The sequence below is a fragment of the Mycobacterium sp. E2238 genome (genome assembly GCF_001672665.1).
GTDB lineage: Bacteria > Actinomycetota > Actinomycetes > Mycobacteriales > Mycobacteriaceae > Mycobacterium.
This window is the reverse complement of sequence record NZ_LZKF01000198.1, coordinates 1-13,546: the sequence shown is the minus strand read 5'-3', so window position 1 is coordinate 13,546 and position 13,546 is coordinate 1. Positions and strand designations below refer to the sequence as shown.

The following is a 13,546-nucleotide window of genomic DNA, read 5'->3' as shown; positions in this document are numbered from 1 at the left end:
TTCACGGCGACGCCGGGGCAGCGCCCACGCGTTCCCGCCAGTTCTCCACCATGACCAATCGCCCCGACGAGGCGAGCGTCATGAACAACGTGTCGCCATCGGGGCTCAGCGCGACGTTGGTGGTCATCGGATCTTCGGCGGGAATGGCGCCCAACAGCTCGCCGGTCGGGGCGAAGACGGTGACACCGCCGCTACCCAGGGTCGCGACGAGGATGCCGCCGTCCGCGTCCACACAGAGCCCGTCGGCCCCTCCGACATTCAGCGGACCCCCGCTGGGCACCGTTGCCAGACCGCGCGCCCGCGACACCACTCCCGGCCCGTCGAGGGTGAACTCCCAGACCCGGCGCGTGCGCGTCTCGGCCACGTAGAGCAATGCCCCGTCGGGGGACAGGGCCACGCCGTTGGGCATCTCGAGTGGGTAGACGATCTCACGAAGCCCGCCGTCGACGGTGCCGTACAGCAGTCCCGTCATGCCGCGGTTGCGGCCTCGCGTGGCTCCACCGTCGGTGACGTAGAAGCCGCCATCGCCGTCGACGCAGATGTCGCTGGGCCGCATCAGCGGCACCGTTCCGCCGGAGCGCGTGACGAATTCGGTGCACAGGGTGCTGACCCGACCGTCGGCTTCGACCAGCTGCAGCGCGGGAACGACGGGGTGGTCGGGCGGTCCCACCGGCCGGAAAAGCCTTGCGCAGCCGACGAAGTCGTACGGCCACGGCCCGAGTCCGAAGGTGGAGCCGCCGTTCTGGCAGACCACCAGCCGACCGTCCGAAAGCCGGGCCACCCCGTTGGGGCCACCACCGGTCTCGGCGACCGTCTCGGTGACGCCGTCCGGGCGGACGCGGGTGATTCTGCCGGCCGCCATCTCCGAGACCACGACGGAACCGTCGTCGTAGACGACCGGGCCTTCGGGGAAGGAGAGTCCCTCGGCTAGGCAACGGCCGGAGCTCACGGCCGCGTCTCCCCGTCGGCCTTGCTCTGCCACCAAGCCGTGAAGACCGGGTCGCTCAACGGCAGGTCACCGACGCCGGTCTGGTTTCGTGGCCAGACTGCGGCTTCTTGTGTCAGGGGCGACGGCCGGCGGCTCATGCCGTAGAACAGGTGATGCCTTCTGTGCAGGAACAGCCAACGCCCGCAGTTCCGCTCGTAGCGGTCTTCGTACTTGATGAGCTGTTCGACAAACCCCTCGGCGTGGGTCTGGGCGAAACACTGGGCCCAGACCTGCCCGCGGGCGCGGTCCGCTGTGTCCAGCTCGACGAGGTGGTTAGCGACCAGGATGACCGCGAATACGCTCCCGTCGACGCTGGCCGACATCAGCCGGCGCAGGGCCTCGGGGCCCTCTCCGTGGTCGCCGAACCGGGCGTGCGGGACGAACAATTCGGCCATCGCGGCGACGTCCCGCGTTTCGATCGCGGCGGCGTAACGGTAAGCCAGTTGACGAATTTCCTCCTTCGCCAACAGGTCCCGAATTTCGGTGTCGTGCATCGTGGCTAGGGCACCGGGGTCGACGGGCCGAGTACGTATTGCCCCGATTGCGGATGGTGATACCAGCCGCCGGCCGCCGATGTCCCGCCGTCGACGTGCAGCGTCTGCCCGGTCACGTAGGCGCTGAGGTCACTGGCGAGGAAGATTGCGGCGCCGGCCATTTCGTCGACGTGGCCCGCGCGGCCCATCGGCACCATGAGTTTGGCGTTTTCGACCCCGTTGGGCGCCATCTTCTGCAGGCTCTCGGTGAGCGTGAAGTCGGGCGCGAGCCCGTTGACGCGGATGTTGTGCGGCGCGAGTTCCAGCGCGGCGGTCTTGGTGAAGTTGACCACGCCCGCTTTGGCCGCGGCGTAGGCGGCAAACCCGGGCGCGGCGCGTACCGCCTCGATGGTGCTGATGTTGATGACGCTGCCGCCCTGTCCCGCATCGACCAGGGCCCGCGCTACGCGCTGCGTACAGAGCAGCACCTGCGTCAAATTGATCCGGATCAGGGCATCCCAGCCGTTGGGGGAGGTGTCCAGCAGGCCGGACCAGAAGACCCCGCCGGCATTGTTGACGAGGATGGTCGGAACCCCCAGAGCGTCGACGGTGGTGGTCAGGGCCGCATCGACCTGCTTGGCGTCGCGTACGTCGGCGACGCACGCGAGGCCGCCGATGCGCGCGGCCACCGCCGTCGCACTCTGCTGGTCCCTTTCCCAGATCGCCACTCGCGCGCCGAATTCGGTGAAGGCCGCGGCGATGGCCCTCCCGATCCCGCCGCCCCCGCCAGTGACGACGGCGACCCGGCCGTCCAGCGATGCGGCGTTCCGATGCAGCGTCATTCAGCGTCCACGAAAGTCCGGGTCGCGTCGCTCGGTGAAGGCCGCCATGCCCTCGGCGACGTCGTCGGTCGCGGCGACCTGCTCGACCAACAGCGCCTCAGTGCGAAACGCGGCATCGCGGTCGACGTCGAACGCCTGGTTCAGCATCGCCTTGGCCGCCGCCAGCGCTCGGGTCGGCCCGCTCGCGAGCCGTTGGGCCCAGGCGGCCGCCTCGGCTTCGAGATCATCGGCGGCGACGACCTTGTTGACCAGGCCGATGCGCTCGGCCTCCGCCGCGGACAGCTCGCCGCCGAAGAACAGCAGCTGCTTTGCGACGTTGAAGGGGACCTTGCGCGCCAACAGATAGGCGGCACCGCCGTCGGGCGCGAGCCCGCGCCGCGCGAAAAGCTCAATGATGCGGGCACTTTCGGAGGCCACGATGAGGTCGCAGGCCAGCACCATGCTGGCGCCCACCCCGGCGGCGGTGCCGTTGAGCGCGCATAGCACCGGTTTTTCGCAGTCCAGCAACGCCGACACCACCGCCTGAGACCCGGTGCGCAGGATGCGCGCGGCGTCGCCCGCGACCCGGTCTTTCTTGGGCTGCATTCCGGGATCCCGAAGATTCGGCCCCGTGCAGAAATGCTTGTCACCGCGGCCGGTGAGCACCACCGCCCTGACACCTGGCTCGTCGGAGGCCGACCGCAGGTTTTCGATGAGGGCCTGCTGCACCGCCCGCGTCACCGAATTGCCGGCCTCGGGGCGGTCCAAGACCAACCACAGCACCGCGCCTTCCGTGCGGACTGAAAGGCCCGGAGTCACAGCCGCATCGGCACGCTGGCGGGGCCGCGCACGGAGTTGGTGTGCACGTACGTCACCGCACCAGGGTCAACGTCCCAGGTCGGGAAGCGCTTCAACGTCTCTTCGAGGGCGACCCGGGCCTCGAGGCGGGCCAGCGCCGCGCCCAGGCAGAAATGTGATCCGTGGCCGAAGCTGATGTGCCGGATTCCCGTGCGCTCGACGTCGAGGACGTCGGGGTTCTCGTATTGGCGTTCGTCGCGGCCCGCCGACCCGGTCAGCAGGGCAACGCGCGAGCCCGCCGGGATGAGCGTGCCGTTGTAAGTGACGTCGCGTTTCGTGTAGCGGCCCTGTACCGGCGAGGGGGCGTCGTAGCGCAGCAGTTCCTCGACGGCGTTGCCGATCAGGTCGGGGCGGTCGACCAACTTGGCCCGCTGGTCGGGGTATCGCGCCAGTGTCAGCGCGGCCCACCCCAGCAGGCGGGCAACGGTCTCGTTGCCGGCGACGTTGATCATCGCGATGAACATCAACACTTCGCCATCGTCCAGGCGACGGGTCTCGCGGCCCGCCTGGACCAGGTCGGAGCTCATCAGGTTGCCGACGATGTCGTCGGCCGGCGCGGCCCGCCGTCGCTGGATCTGATCGGCGTAGTAGCCCAGCAGCTTCGCGTTGGCCTGCTGGCCCTCCTCGTTCAGCTGAGTCGTGCCCTCGTCGCGGTGTAGCTGGGCATCCGACCACTCGCGCAGGTTGTCGTGGTCTTCCTCGGGGAAGCCCAGCAGCGAGCTGATCACCATCACCGGTAACTTCATCGAGAAGTCGCGCACGTAGTCAAAGCCCTCGGCGCCGACGAACCCATCCAGGTAGGCGCAGCACAGCGAGCGGACCCGGTCCTCGAGCCGGGCAATCTGGGTGCGGAAGAACGTGCGATTGACCATCTTTCGCATTGCGGTGTGGTCGGGTGGATCCATCATGATCATCGCCCTGGGCGGCGGCCACGGCTCGTCGGCGATCGCGTCGAGGGTTATCCCGTGCGACGAGGAAAACGTCTCGGTGTCCAGCGACGCTTCCATCACGTCGGCGAACCGGCTCAAAGCGTAGAAGCCGTACTGGTCGTTGTAGTAAGTTGGCGCTTCGTCGCGCAGCCGTTTCCAGACCCCATACGGATTCTGGTGCAACGCGCGGTCGAACGGATCCCAACGTAACTCGATCGTCGTCATCGGCACCGTCCCTTCGCCAAAGAACACTAATACATTATCTGTATAGTTGCACCATGCTGACGGCGTGGTGATCGTCTGCCCGGTGTTGAGGAGGACAAACGATGGAAACGCGAGAACTCGAGCACGTGATCTACCAGAAGGACGGCCCGATCGCGCGGATCATCCTCAACAACCCGGACGCCGCCAACGCCCAGAGCTCGGAAATGGTCCACAGCGTCAACGAGGCGCTTGACGATGCGCAGTACGACTATGACATCAAGGTCGTCATCATCAAGGCCAACGGCAAGGGGTTCTGCTCCGGTCACATCCCCACCGGTGCGTACCCGGAGTTCATGGCCGAACTGCAAGCGTCCGGCAAGGTGTGGCGTTCGGCCGCGCAGCTGTTCCTGTGGCCGGTGCTGAAGTTGTGGGAATTCCCCAAGCCGGTGATCGCCCAGGTGCATGGGTATGCGATCGGCGGGGGTACCACCTGGGCGCTGATCCCCGAGATCACGGTTTGTTCCGAGGACGCGTGGTTTCAGATGCCCCTGGTGCCGGGGTTCGGCCTGCCGGGCGCCGAGACCATGTTCGAGCCGTGGGTCTTCATGAACTACAAGCGGGCCGCCGAATACCTGTACACCGCGCAGCGATTGAGCGCGGCGGAAGCGCTCGAGTTCGGTCTCGTGAACCGGGTGGTCCCGGCCGATGAGCTCGAGGCCACCGTCGAGGAACTGGCCACCCAAATCGCCAAGGCGCCGCTCATCACGTTGCAGGCCGTCAAATCCGGCGTCATCCGCGCGTGGGAGACGATGGGGTTCCGCACCCACCAGCAGGCAACCAACGACCTGCAGGCGATGGTGACCGGCAGCAAGGAATTCCAGGAATTCATGGCGGAGCTGATGAAGAAGGGCTCCAAACCGACCGAGCGCATCTAGCCATGCCGTGCAAGCCCATCATCCAATTCGGCGGTGACGAGAGCACCGAGGCACTGCGGGCTTCGATCCGCGAGTGGCTGGCGGACAACCTCGCCGACGAATTCCGCCGCACCGCAGCGAATCCCGACTACCTCCCGCGCGACGTTCACGAACGCGCGGTCGCGTTCTGCAGGGCGCTGCACGAGCAGGGATGGTTCGTGCCGCATTGGCCCGCCGAGTACGAGGGCGGCGGACGCGGGATCGTCGAACAGGTGGTCATCCGCGAGGAACTCGCTTATGCGGGCGCACCGCTGGTGAACACCAACGGAGTCAACATGCTGGCGCCGGTGCTGTTCAAATACGGCACGCCCGAACAGAAGGCCGAGCACCTGCCGGCCATAGCCCGCTCGGAACGCATGTGGGCACAAGGCTATTCGGAACCTGAGGCCGGCTCGGACCTGGCGTCGCTGCGCATGACGGCCCGGCGAGACGGCGACGAGTACGTCCTCGACGGACAGAAGACGTGGACCAGCAACGGCGTGCTCGCCGATTGGATCTTCGTCCTGGCGCGCACATCGCCCATCGCGGACAAGCGCCAAGCCGGAATCTCGTTCTTCCTCGTCGACCTGGAAAGCCCGGGAATCACGCGCCGGCCCATCCGGTCCATGACCGGGTACCCGACCTTCGCCGAGGAGTTCTTCGATGGCGTGCGTGTGCCCGCCGCCAACCTCGTCGGAGCCGAGGGGCAGGGCTGGACGGTCGGGAAGGCGCTACTTGACGCCGAACGGTCGAACATCACCAGGGCGGCCCAGGCGCAACGCTACCTCGATGAGCTTATCGACTGGTGCCACGCACAGAAGGGCTCGGCGCACGACCCCCTGTCCGATCCGGCCAACCGCATCGCGTTGGCCCGCGCCGTCGAACGCGTCGAGGTGGGCCGCGCCCTGTCGTATCGCGTAGCGCACCTTCAGGCGGCCGGCGCCCTGGATCCCGCGCTTCCGTCGTTGTCGAAGCTGTATCACTCCGAACTGACCGCCGAACTGCGCGCACTCGGGGCCCAGATCCTGGGTCCGGGAGGCGAACTCATGCCGGACGATCCCGACGCCGTGCTCGACGGGCACTTCTCCGAAGGCCTCTTGCTGTCCTTGCTCCACACGATCGGCGGCGGCACCAGCGAGATCCAGCGCGATCTGATCTCGACTGTTGGCCTCGGGATGCCGCGCTGACGTCAGGCGTACCCGGCCCGCCCCTCGGCGGCCGCCGAACGTTGTTGCGCCACGGTCGCCATCGCCAGTTCAAGCGGATGGAAGGCGGCGAGCTGGGCGGCCTCGGCGGAATTGATCAGTCGCTTCGTCATCTCTACCGCCCCCGCATCGGCTCGGGAGAGTTCGTCAGCGATGGACATGGCGCGGCTGACGGCGGATCCGGGTTCGACGATCTCGGTCACCAGCCCGAGCTGCTCCGCCTCGCCGGCCGGCAGTCGTGTTCCCTTTAGCAGCAACGACGCGGCGCGGTTGCGGCCCAGCTGCTGCGTTAAGCGCCAGGCCAATCCGCCGTCGGGCACCACCGCACGCGCGACGAACGGGGCGGCAAAAAATGCGTCGGAAGCGCACACGACGAGGTCGCACGCCAGCGCCAAGCTCCAACCGAGGCCGACGGCCGCACCCTCGACTGCGGCGATCGTCGGTACCGGCACAGCTTTGAGTTGTTCCATTACGCGTTGGGCGTGCTCGACGCGGCCGGCAGGGCCCAATGGACCGTCGCCGCGTGCCGGCCCCGTCTTCAAATCCCCACCGGCGCAGAAGAAGTCTCCGGCGCCGGCTAATACCAACGCGCGGTCGCCGTACGCAACCACTCCGCCGAGCGCGATGGATAATTCGGTCCAGGTTTCGTAACAGAGGGCGTTGCGCCGGCGTGGCCGATTCAGGAGGAGGACGGCGATGCCGCCACGGTCCTCGCGGCGAATGAGTGGATCGCTGTCCGTCACTGTCGGCCGAGGAACTTGTCGATGGCGGCCCGGTGTTCGGGCGTGGTGAAACACTCGGTCTCCGCGGAGATCCCGTATTCGAGGATGCCGGTGATCGCGCGCTGGGCGTGCAGGTTCAGCGTCCGTTTGGTGTCCTGCACCGCCCGCGGTGGTAACGCGGCCAGGCGGTGGGCGATCGACAGCCCCTCCTGCTTGATCTCCGCGTGCGGCACGACGCGGTTGGCCAGGCCCAACTCGACGGCCTTGTCGGCCTTGATGCGTTCGCCGAGCATCAGGTATTCCTTGGCCTTCAGCAGGCTCATCAACAGTGGCCACAGCACCGACCCACCGTCACCGGCGACCAGGCCGCTCGCGACGTGAGTGTCGGCGAAGAACGCGCGGTCGGACATCAGGACGATGTCACACAACACCGCGATGCTGCACCCGAAGCCGACCGCGGGCCCGTTGACGGCCGCGACCACGGGCAGCGGAAAGTCGATCATGTCCCGCACGATGCGGCGGGCGTCGCGCATCCCGGCGCGCCGTGTTACCGGGTTGTTGACGTGGGTTTCCAGCCACTCCACCAGGTTTCCGCCGGCGGAAAAGTAGTCACCCGTTCCGGTGATCAGCACCGCCCGCGCGTCGGGATCTTCGGCCAGGGTGGCCCACAGTCTCGTGAATGCCGTGTGCATCGTGTTGTTGACCGCGTTGGCGTCGCCAGGGTTGTTCAGCGTCACGATCCGGACGGGACCGTCGGCGGCCACCAGGATCTCCTCGCACCCGGTCAGTTCCGACGTGCCCTGCGGTAGCTCCGTCATGGGCAGTTACTCATCTCCGCGCGGCGCCAGCCACGCCGATCGTCTGGTCTGAACGAACGCGTCTCGGTCGTGGTTGACCGCCCAATCCGGAGATCGCTTCTGCAGGAACGCCGTAAAGGCCTCGATCTGTTCGGCGGTTCCGATCGACGACCAGTAGCCCGTCACGTCGACGGGTGGCAGCGCACGTGCCATTTCCCTCTTAACGGCCGCGCGGGCGGCGGGGCCCGTCTTGCGAACTCGCTCGAGCAATGCCTCGACCTCCGCGCGCAGGGAGTCGTGTGCAACGACTTTGCCGACCAGCCCGAGTCGCTCGGCCTCCTGCGCATCGACCCAATCATTGCCGTAGATCAGGTGATTGGCCTTCAGCGTGCCCAGTCGGTGCGGTAGTCGGGCGGCGACGAACGCCTCGTACACGCCACGGGTGAGATCCGGCACCCGGAACCGGGCGCGATCGGATGCGACGACGAGATCGGCAAACAACGTCATCACCAAGCCGCCCCCCATGGCGATGCCGTTGACGGCGCAGACGACGAGTTTCGGTATCTTGCCCAGCGTTTCGAACGGTGTTCCGTCATAGGACTCGGTGAACGCGTCCCACCGGCGATCCGGATTCTGCACCGCGTTCATATCGCCGCCCGCACAGAACACGTCGCCTGTCCCGGTGATCACCAGAAAGTTCAGGTCCGGTTCGTCGGCGACGATCATCGCGGCCCGTTTGATCCCGTGGTAGCCGTCCGCGGTGACGGCGTTCTTCTTCTCCGGACGGTTGATGGTGACGGTCAGGGTGTCGCCGTCGATCCTGGCCTCGAGCTCCGACGCACAGAGGTCGACGTCGACGGAATCCGGCAGGGCGTTCACTGTGCCTCGATCACGGCGAGCAGCTCGCCGACGTCATAGCTTGCCCCGGCGCTGACCTTCCACGTGACGATGCCACTGGCCGGCGCTTCGATGTCCATCTCGACCTTGTCGGTGGCGATCTGGTAAAGGGGATCGCCCTCACAGACATGCGCGCCGTCCGCCACGTAGAGCTCCGTCACCTCCGCTTCCGTGATCGCGTCGCCCGGCTTCGGCATCCGCACCGGGATCACGCGATCCTCCTGACCGCTTCGACGAGCCGCGCCGTGTCCGGACGGCAGGCAGCTTCCAGTGTCGCCGCCCGCGGGACGGGCGTGTACGTTCCGCCCACGCGCTGGATCGGGGCCGACAGCTCGCCGAAGAGCTCCGTCCCGACGGCCGCGGCGATTTCGGCTCCCGGGCCGCAGAATCCGACGGATTCGTGAGCGACGACCAGGCGACCGGTTTTGCGGACGGAGTCGAAAACGGTGGCCAGATCCAACGGCACCAGCGAGCGCAGGTCGACCACCTCCACCGAAACGCCTTCGGCGGCAAGCTGTTCGGCGGCGGCCAGGGCGGCGTGCACCAAGCTGCCGTAGGTGCAGATCGTGACGTCGGCGCCGGCGCGTTTGACGTCGGCCTGGCCGAGCGGGATCACGTAGTCGTCCGTCGGCACGGGCCCCTTGCCGCCGCCGTAATAGAGCTTCATCGACTCGATGAACAGGCAGGGATCGTCCTCGGCCAGGCAGGCGTTGAGCAGCCCGACAGCGTCGGCGGCGGTGCTGGGCCACACGATCTTGATGCCGGGTGTGTGCATCGCCCAGGCCTCGAAGGCCTGGGAGTGCTGCGGGCCAGCCGCCGTGCCCACCATGGCGCGGATGACAACCGGGGCGCCCTGCCGTCCGCCGGACATGTAGCGGATCTTGGCCGCGTGATTGGCGATCTGGTCCATGGCCACGCCGAGGAAGTCCATGAACATCAGCTCCGCCACCGGCCGCAGACCACCCAGGGCCGCACCCACCGCGGCGCCGATGATCGAGGACTCCGCGATCGGGGTGTCGCGCACCCGGTGGCTGCCGTACTTGGTGGACAGCCCGGCGGTGATCTTGAACATGCCGCCCGACGGGTCGGCGATATCCTCGCCGAGCAGCACGATCGAATCGTCGGCCGCCATCGCGCGATCCAGCGTGCGGTGAATCGCCTGCACCAGGCCGAGGGTCTCCGTTTCGCCCTCGGGAATCGCGGCACGCTGGGTCACCGGTGCCGCGAGCTCGCTGCCGTGCGCGGCGAACACGTCGCGGGTCAGTTCGTCGTCGGCGGGGGGCTCGGCGTCGCGCGCGGCGGTGAAGGCCGCGTCGATCTCGGCAACCAGGTCCGAGTCGATGCGGTCGAGGTCGGCCTCGCCGGCCAGGCCCTCGTCGATGAGCCGCCGCCGATACCGCGCGAACGGCGGGTCGGCGCGCTTGGCGGCCAGCTCGTCGGGGTCGGCGTAGGGCATCTGGTCGCCGAAGTAGTGCCCCTGCAGGCGGTAGGCGACGGCTTCGACGAACGACGGCCCGCCCCCGGACCGTGCCCGCTCGACCGCCTCGGCCACGGCCCGGTACACCGCGTGCGGGTCCGTGCCGTCGACCGTGATCCCGGGCATCGCGTAACCCGCGGCCCGGTCGGACAACCGCGCCGTGCGGGTGTAGCCGGCCACCGGCGTGCATTCGGCCCACGCGTTGTTCTGGCAGAAGAACACCACCGGAAGCGCCCACAGCGCAGCCATGTTCATGGCCTCGTGGACGTAGCCGATGCTGGTCGCCCCGTCGCCGAAGCTGACCAGCACCACCCGGTCAATGCCCTTGACGGCCTCCGCCAATGCGATCCCGTTCGCGATCAGCGGGCCCGCACCCACGATGCCGGTGGTCCACGCGATGCCATGCTCGGGGTCGAAGACGCCCATGGCGCCGGCCTTGCCCTTCGACAGACCGGTCCCGCGGCCCAAGATCTCGGCGAAATACCCAGGCAGGTCGATGCCCTTGGCCACCACGTCGCCGAGTCCGCGATAGGTGGTGACCAGTTGGTCGGTGCTTGACAGGGCGAGCGCGGCCCCGGCCGACATCGCCTCCTGACCGTCCACCGGCCAGTAGCTCATCGCGATTTCCCCGGAAGACAGGCCCTTTCGGACGCGCTGGTCGCTGTGGTGCACCTTGCTCATCAGGCGATACAACTCCAGCGCGTGGTCGTTGGTAAGCGGCCAGATCTCGGCGTCTAACGGCGTGGCCATCACGACTCCTTCACGGATGTGCGGTACGCCAAGGAGTCTACAATATGACGAAATCTGTTCAATCGTTCGATAGTGTCGCGGCCCCCGTCTGCACGTTCCCGATCGAACCCAATTGTGTCGCCAGCAGCATCCGGTCGAAGTAGCAGCGCTCCAAAACCAGGTCGGGTCCTCGGAAGCCAAAGAGGTTGACGCTCAGCATGTCGATCGGTGTGCCGGGCGCCGTGGTTCGGGTTTCCACGATCAACCCGTTGTCGCCGTGGTAGAGCGCCTCGGCGGAGTACTGCAGCATCGGGAGATCCGTCCACTGCTGCAGCAGCATTCCGCGGACCGCCTCGTCGCCATCGAAAACCATTCCCGTAGGGACGATCTCGTAGCGCGGATGGGTGAAGGTGGCCATCGCCGCCTCCAGGTCACGCGCATTCTCGGCCGCGACGTGCCGGAGCACCAACTCTTCGCGGGTGCGCCGCAGCGCGGAGTCAGGGCTCACTTCGGTTCGAAGACAGCGAGGTTGCGGCCGTCCTCGAGCGGCACCCACGCCAGCCTGACGCGGTAACCGACCGCGGGAGGGGGACCGAACACGTTCGACATCATGCGGACCCCTTCGTCCAGATCGACGAGCACCACCGAGTACGGCACCTTGTCGGCGAGGGCGGGGAGCGCGGCGCGGTGGTTCACGCTGACCGCGTAAACGACGCCGCTGCCGCTCAACTTCTCCCACACCAGCGATGACCCGCCGCAGTGCGGGCAGATGAACCGTGGATACCAGACGAGCCGGGCGCACGATTCGCATCGTTGGGCCGTCAGCTCGCGACGCCGGGTCGCGTCCCAGAAGGGCGCGGACACCGGGCTGGGCTGCGGCACCGGCAGCGTATCGGTCACAGCGTGGCCCCCGTTCCCAGGATCACCGTCGAGGTGGCCGAGAGCACCCCGCCGGTGCCGTGTGCGACAGCCGTTTTCACGTCCGGTACCTGGCGTTCGCCGCATTCGCCGCGCAACTGACGGGTGGCCTCGACGAGCAGGAAGGCCCCAAACGCCCCGGGGTGGGTGTAGGCGAGACCACCGCCGGAGGTCTGACCGGGTAGCGTGCCCCCGGGTCCCAACGCGCCATCCGCGACAAACGGACCCCCTTCGCCCTTGCCGCAGAAGCCAAGGTCTTCGAGCGCCAGCAGCACCGTGATGGTGAACGAGTCGTAGAGCTCGACGACATCGATCTCGCCCGGGGTCAGTCCCGCGGCGCGGAAGGCGGCCGGCCCGGACACCGCCCCGGGCGTGACGGTGAGGTCGGGCATCTGGGAGATCATGGCGTGCGAGGCCGACGACGCCGCCCCCAGGACGAATGCGGGCGGCTTGGCCAGGCCGCGCGCGCGCTCGGCACTGGTGACCACCACCGCGGCGGCACCGTCGGTGACCAGGCAGCACTCCAGCTTGTGCAGCGGCTCGGCGAGGAAGCCCGAATCCAGGACGTCCTGCACGCTGATCGCCTCGCGCAGGTGAGCCCGCTCGTTCAGCGCCGCCCACCGCCTCGTGTCGACGGCGATCTGGGCCAGCTGTTCGGGCGTCGTCCCGTACACGGCCATGTGCCGGTTGGCCGCCAGGGCGTAGGCACTGATCGGGAGCATGACCCCGAACGGCGTCTCCCATTCCAGCCGCTCGGGGGTGGCGAAAACTCCGAGGCCCTTTTCACCACGCTTGCGCGCGGCGCGCGGCGTCGCGGCATAGACGATCACCACCGTCTCCGCCTCGCCGGCCGCGATCGCCGCGGCGGCGTGCTCGACGTACAACCCGTAGCTGGCGCCGCCGGTCTGCGTCGCGTCGGTGAAGCGCGGTGCGATCCCCAGGTACTCGGCCAGTTCCACCGCATGCATGAGCGTTCCGCCGGTGCAGGTGCACAGCCCGTCGACGTCGCGCAGCGACAACCCCGCATCGGCCAGGGCGGCGGTGATCACCCGCGCCTCGAGCTCCCGCAGCGGAACATCGATCACTCCGCTCGCCGAAACCTCATCGGCGACACCGGCAATGGCGGCCACACCTCGGGTCGTCAACTTCCTGTCCCTTCGAAGAGTTCGAGCAGCGCGGGTTGGCTGACCTTGAGCGACGGCGTGCGGGGCAGCTCCTCGACGACGAGCAACCGGGCCGGGACGTAGTAGCGGCTCAATCGTTCACGCACATAGGCGAGCAACTCTTCTGGCGCGGCGCGGGCGCCGTCGGCTAACTCCACCGCCGCGACCGGGACTTGGCCGAGCCGTTCATCGGGCAGGCCGGTCACGCCGGCATCGCGCACCGCCGGATGGCCACGGAGCACACCGACGATCTCGGCCGGATTGACCTTGAAACCGCCGCGAATGATGACGTCGTCGGTGCGGCCGTCGATGAACACGAAGCCGTCGGCGTCGACCCGGCCGAGGTCGGTGGTCCGCACCCAGTCCTCGCCCGTGGTGCGGACCTCGATGCGGCCCTGCTCGCCGGGCGGCA

16 protein-coding genes are annotated in these 13,546 nt (G+C 67.9%); 2 read left to right on the top strand and 14 right to left on the bottom strand.

From position 1 onward, the window contains the following. Window position 1: 1 nt before the first annotated feature. From A5711_RS18410 to A5711_RS18390, 5 genes are read right to left on the bottom strand one after another with little or no spacing between them, the layout of a single operon-like run. Window positions 2–949, bottom strand: coding sequence for an SMP-30/gluconolactonase/LRE family protein (locus tag A5711_RS18410; RefSeq protein WP_067948997.1), 948 nt, complete (start codon window positions 947–949; stop codon window positions 2–4). Beyond that, complete coding sequence (locus tag A5711_RS18405; RefSeq protein ID WP_067948996.1) at window positions 946–1,482, bottom strand: nuclear transport factor 2 family protein; 537 nt, start codon at window positions 1,480–1,482, stop codon at window positions 946–948. The genes A5711_RS18410 and A5711_RS18405 overlap by 4 nt, the downstream gene beginning before the upstream one ends. A 5-nt stretch (window positions 1,483–1,487) precedes the next feature. Then, on the bottom strand, window positions 1,488–2,303 hold the full coding sequence (locus A5711_RS18400) for an SDR family NAD(P)-dependent oxidoreductase (RefSeq protein ID WP_067948994.1): 816 nt from the start codon (window positions 2,301–2,303) through the stop codon (window positions 1,488–1,490). After that, a complete protein-coding gene (locus A5711_RS18395; RefSeq protein WP_082975767.1) occupies window positions 2,304–3,065 on the bottom strand; it encodes an enoyl-CoA hydratase/isomerase family protein in 762 nt (253 codons plus the stop codon). Between the two features lie 32 nt (window positions 3,066–3,097). Beyond that, the gene (locus A5711_RS18390; RefSeq protein ID WP_231972114.1) at window positions 3,098–4,321 is read right to left on the bottom strand and encodes a cytochrome P450; all 1,224 of its coding nucleotides are present in this window, start codon (window positions 4,319–4,321) and stop codon (window positions 3,098–3,100) included. Window positions 4,322–4,395: 74 nt separating this feature from the next. On the opposite strand from A5711_RS18390, the gene A5711_RS18385 reads away from it, so the two are divergent. Then, window positions 4,396–5,208, top strand: a complete 813-nt coding sequence (locus tag A5711_RS18385; protein WP_067948989.1) for an enoyl-CoA hydratase-related protein — start codon at window positions 4,396–4,398, stop codon at window positions 5,206–5,208. A gap of 2 nt (window positions 5,209–5,210) precedes the next feature. Next, a complete protein-coding gene (locus A5711_RS18380) occupies window positions 5,211–6,413 on the top strand; it encodes an acyl-CoA dehydrogenase family protein (protein WP_067948987.1) in 1,203 nt (400 codons plus the stop codon). 2 nt (window positions 6,414–6,415) lie between these two features. On the opposite strand, the gene A5711_RS18375 is transcribed toward A5711_RS18380, so the two are convergent. The 9 genes from A5711_RS18375 to A5711_RS18335 all read right to left on the bottom strand — a co-directional run. Further along, window positions 6,416–7,174 carry an enoyl-CoA hydratase/isomerase family protein gene (locus A5711_RS18375; RefSeq protein WP_067948985.1) on the bottom strand — a complete coding sequence of 253 codons (759 nt, stop codon included), beginning with the start codon at window positions 7,172–7,174 and terminating at the stop codon, window positions 6,416–6,418. Next, entirely contained in the window at window positions 7,171–7,971 is an 801-nt protein-coding gene (locus A5711_RS18370) for an enoyl-CoA hydratase/isomerase family protein (protein ID WP_082953490.1), read from the bottom strand. The genes A5711_RS18375 and A5711_RS18370 overlap by 4 nt, the downstream gene beginning before the upstream one ends. 6 nt (window positions 7,972–7,977) lie before the next feature. Then, the gene (locus A5711_RS18365) at window positions 7,978–8,829 is read right to left on the bottom strand and encodes an enoyl-CoA hydratase/isomerase family protein (protein ID WP_156673370.1); all 852 of its coding nucleotides are present in this window, start codon (window positions 8,827–8,829) and stop codon (window positions 7,978–7,980) included. Then, window positions 8,826–9,059, bottom strand: a complete 234-nt coding sequence (locus tag A5711_RS18360; RefSeq protein ID WP_156673371.1) for a lipoyl domain-containing protein — start codon at window positions 9,057–9,059, stop codon at window positions 8,826–8,828. The genes A5711_RS18365 and A5711_RS18360 overlap by 4 nt, the downstream gene beginning before the upstream one ends. Further along, a complete protein-coding gene (locus tag A5711_RS18355; protein ID WP_067948983.1) occupies window positions 9,056–11,074 on the bottom strand; it encodes a thiamine pyrophosphate-dependent enzyme in 2,019 nt (672 codons plus the stop codon). Before A5711_RS18355 ends, A5711_RS18360 begins: the two co-directional genes overlap by 4 nt. Window positions 11,075–11,132: 58 nt before the next feature. Then, window positions 11,133–11,561 (bottom strand): nuclear transport factor 2 family protein, encoded by a 429-nt coding sequence (locus A5711_RS27700; RefSeq protein WP_231986969.1) that lies wholly within the window; start codon window positions 11,559–11,561, stop codon window positions 11,133–11,135. Next, a complete protein-coding gene (locus A5711_RS27695; RefSeq protein ID WP_067948979.1) occupies window positions 11,558–11,953 on the bottom strand; it encodes a Zn-ribbon domain-containing OB-fold protein in 396 nt (131 codons plus the stop codon). Before A5711_RS27695 ends, A5711_RS27700 begins: the two co-directional genes overlap by 4 nt. Next, window positions 11,950–13,116 carry an acetyl-CoA acetyltransferase gene (locus tag A5711_RS18340; RefSeq protein ID WP_067948977.1) on the bottom strand — a complete coding sequence of 389 codons (1,167 nt, stop codon included), beginning with the start codon at window positions 13,114–13,116 and terminating at the stop codon, window positions 11,950–11,952. Before A5711_RS18340 ends, A5711_RS27695 begins: the two co-directional genes overlap by 4 nt. Further along, the coding region (locus tag A5711_RS18335) for a class I adenylate-forming enzyme family protein (RefSeq protein WP_197520823.1) at window positions 13,113–13,546 on the bottom strand (434 nt) is incomplete at its 5' end. The genes A5711_RS18335 and A5711_RS18340, both read right to left, overlap by 4 nt.

Excerpts from the sequence above, each read along its gene's own strand:
- A5711_RS18385 (WP_067948989.1), top strand. The coding sequence starts at position 4,396 with ATGGAAACGCGAGAACTCGAGCACGTGATCTACCAGAAGGACGGCCCG.
- A5711_RS18355 (WP_067948983.1), bottom strand. The coding sequence starts at position 11,074 with ATGGCCACGCCGTTAGACGCCGAGATCTGGCCGCTTACCAACGACCAC.
- A5711_RS18380 (WP_067948987.1), top strand. The coding sequence starts at position 5,211 with ATGCCGTGCAAGCCCATCATCCAATTCGGCGGTGACGAGAGCACCGAG.
- A5711_RS18400 (WP_067948994.1), bottom strand. The coding sequence starts at position 2,303 with ATGACGCTGCATCGGAACGCCGCATCGCTGGACGGCCGGGTCGCCGTC.
- A5711_RS18370 (WP_082953490.1), bottom strand. The coding sequence starts at position 7,971 with ATGACGGAGCTACCGCAGGGCACGTCGGAACTGACCGGGTGCGAGGAG.
- A5711_RS18405 (WP_067948996.1), bottom strand. The coding sequence starts at position 1,482 with ATGCACGACACCGAAATTCGGGACCTGTTGGCGAAGGAGGAAATTCGT.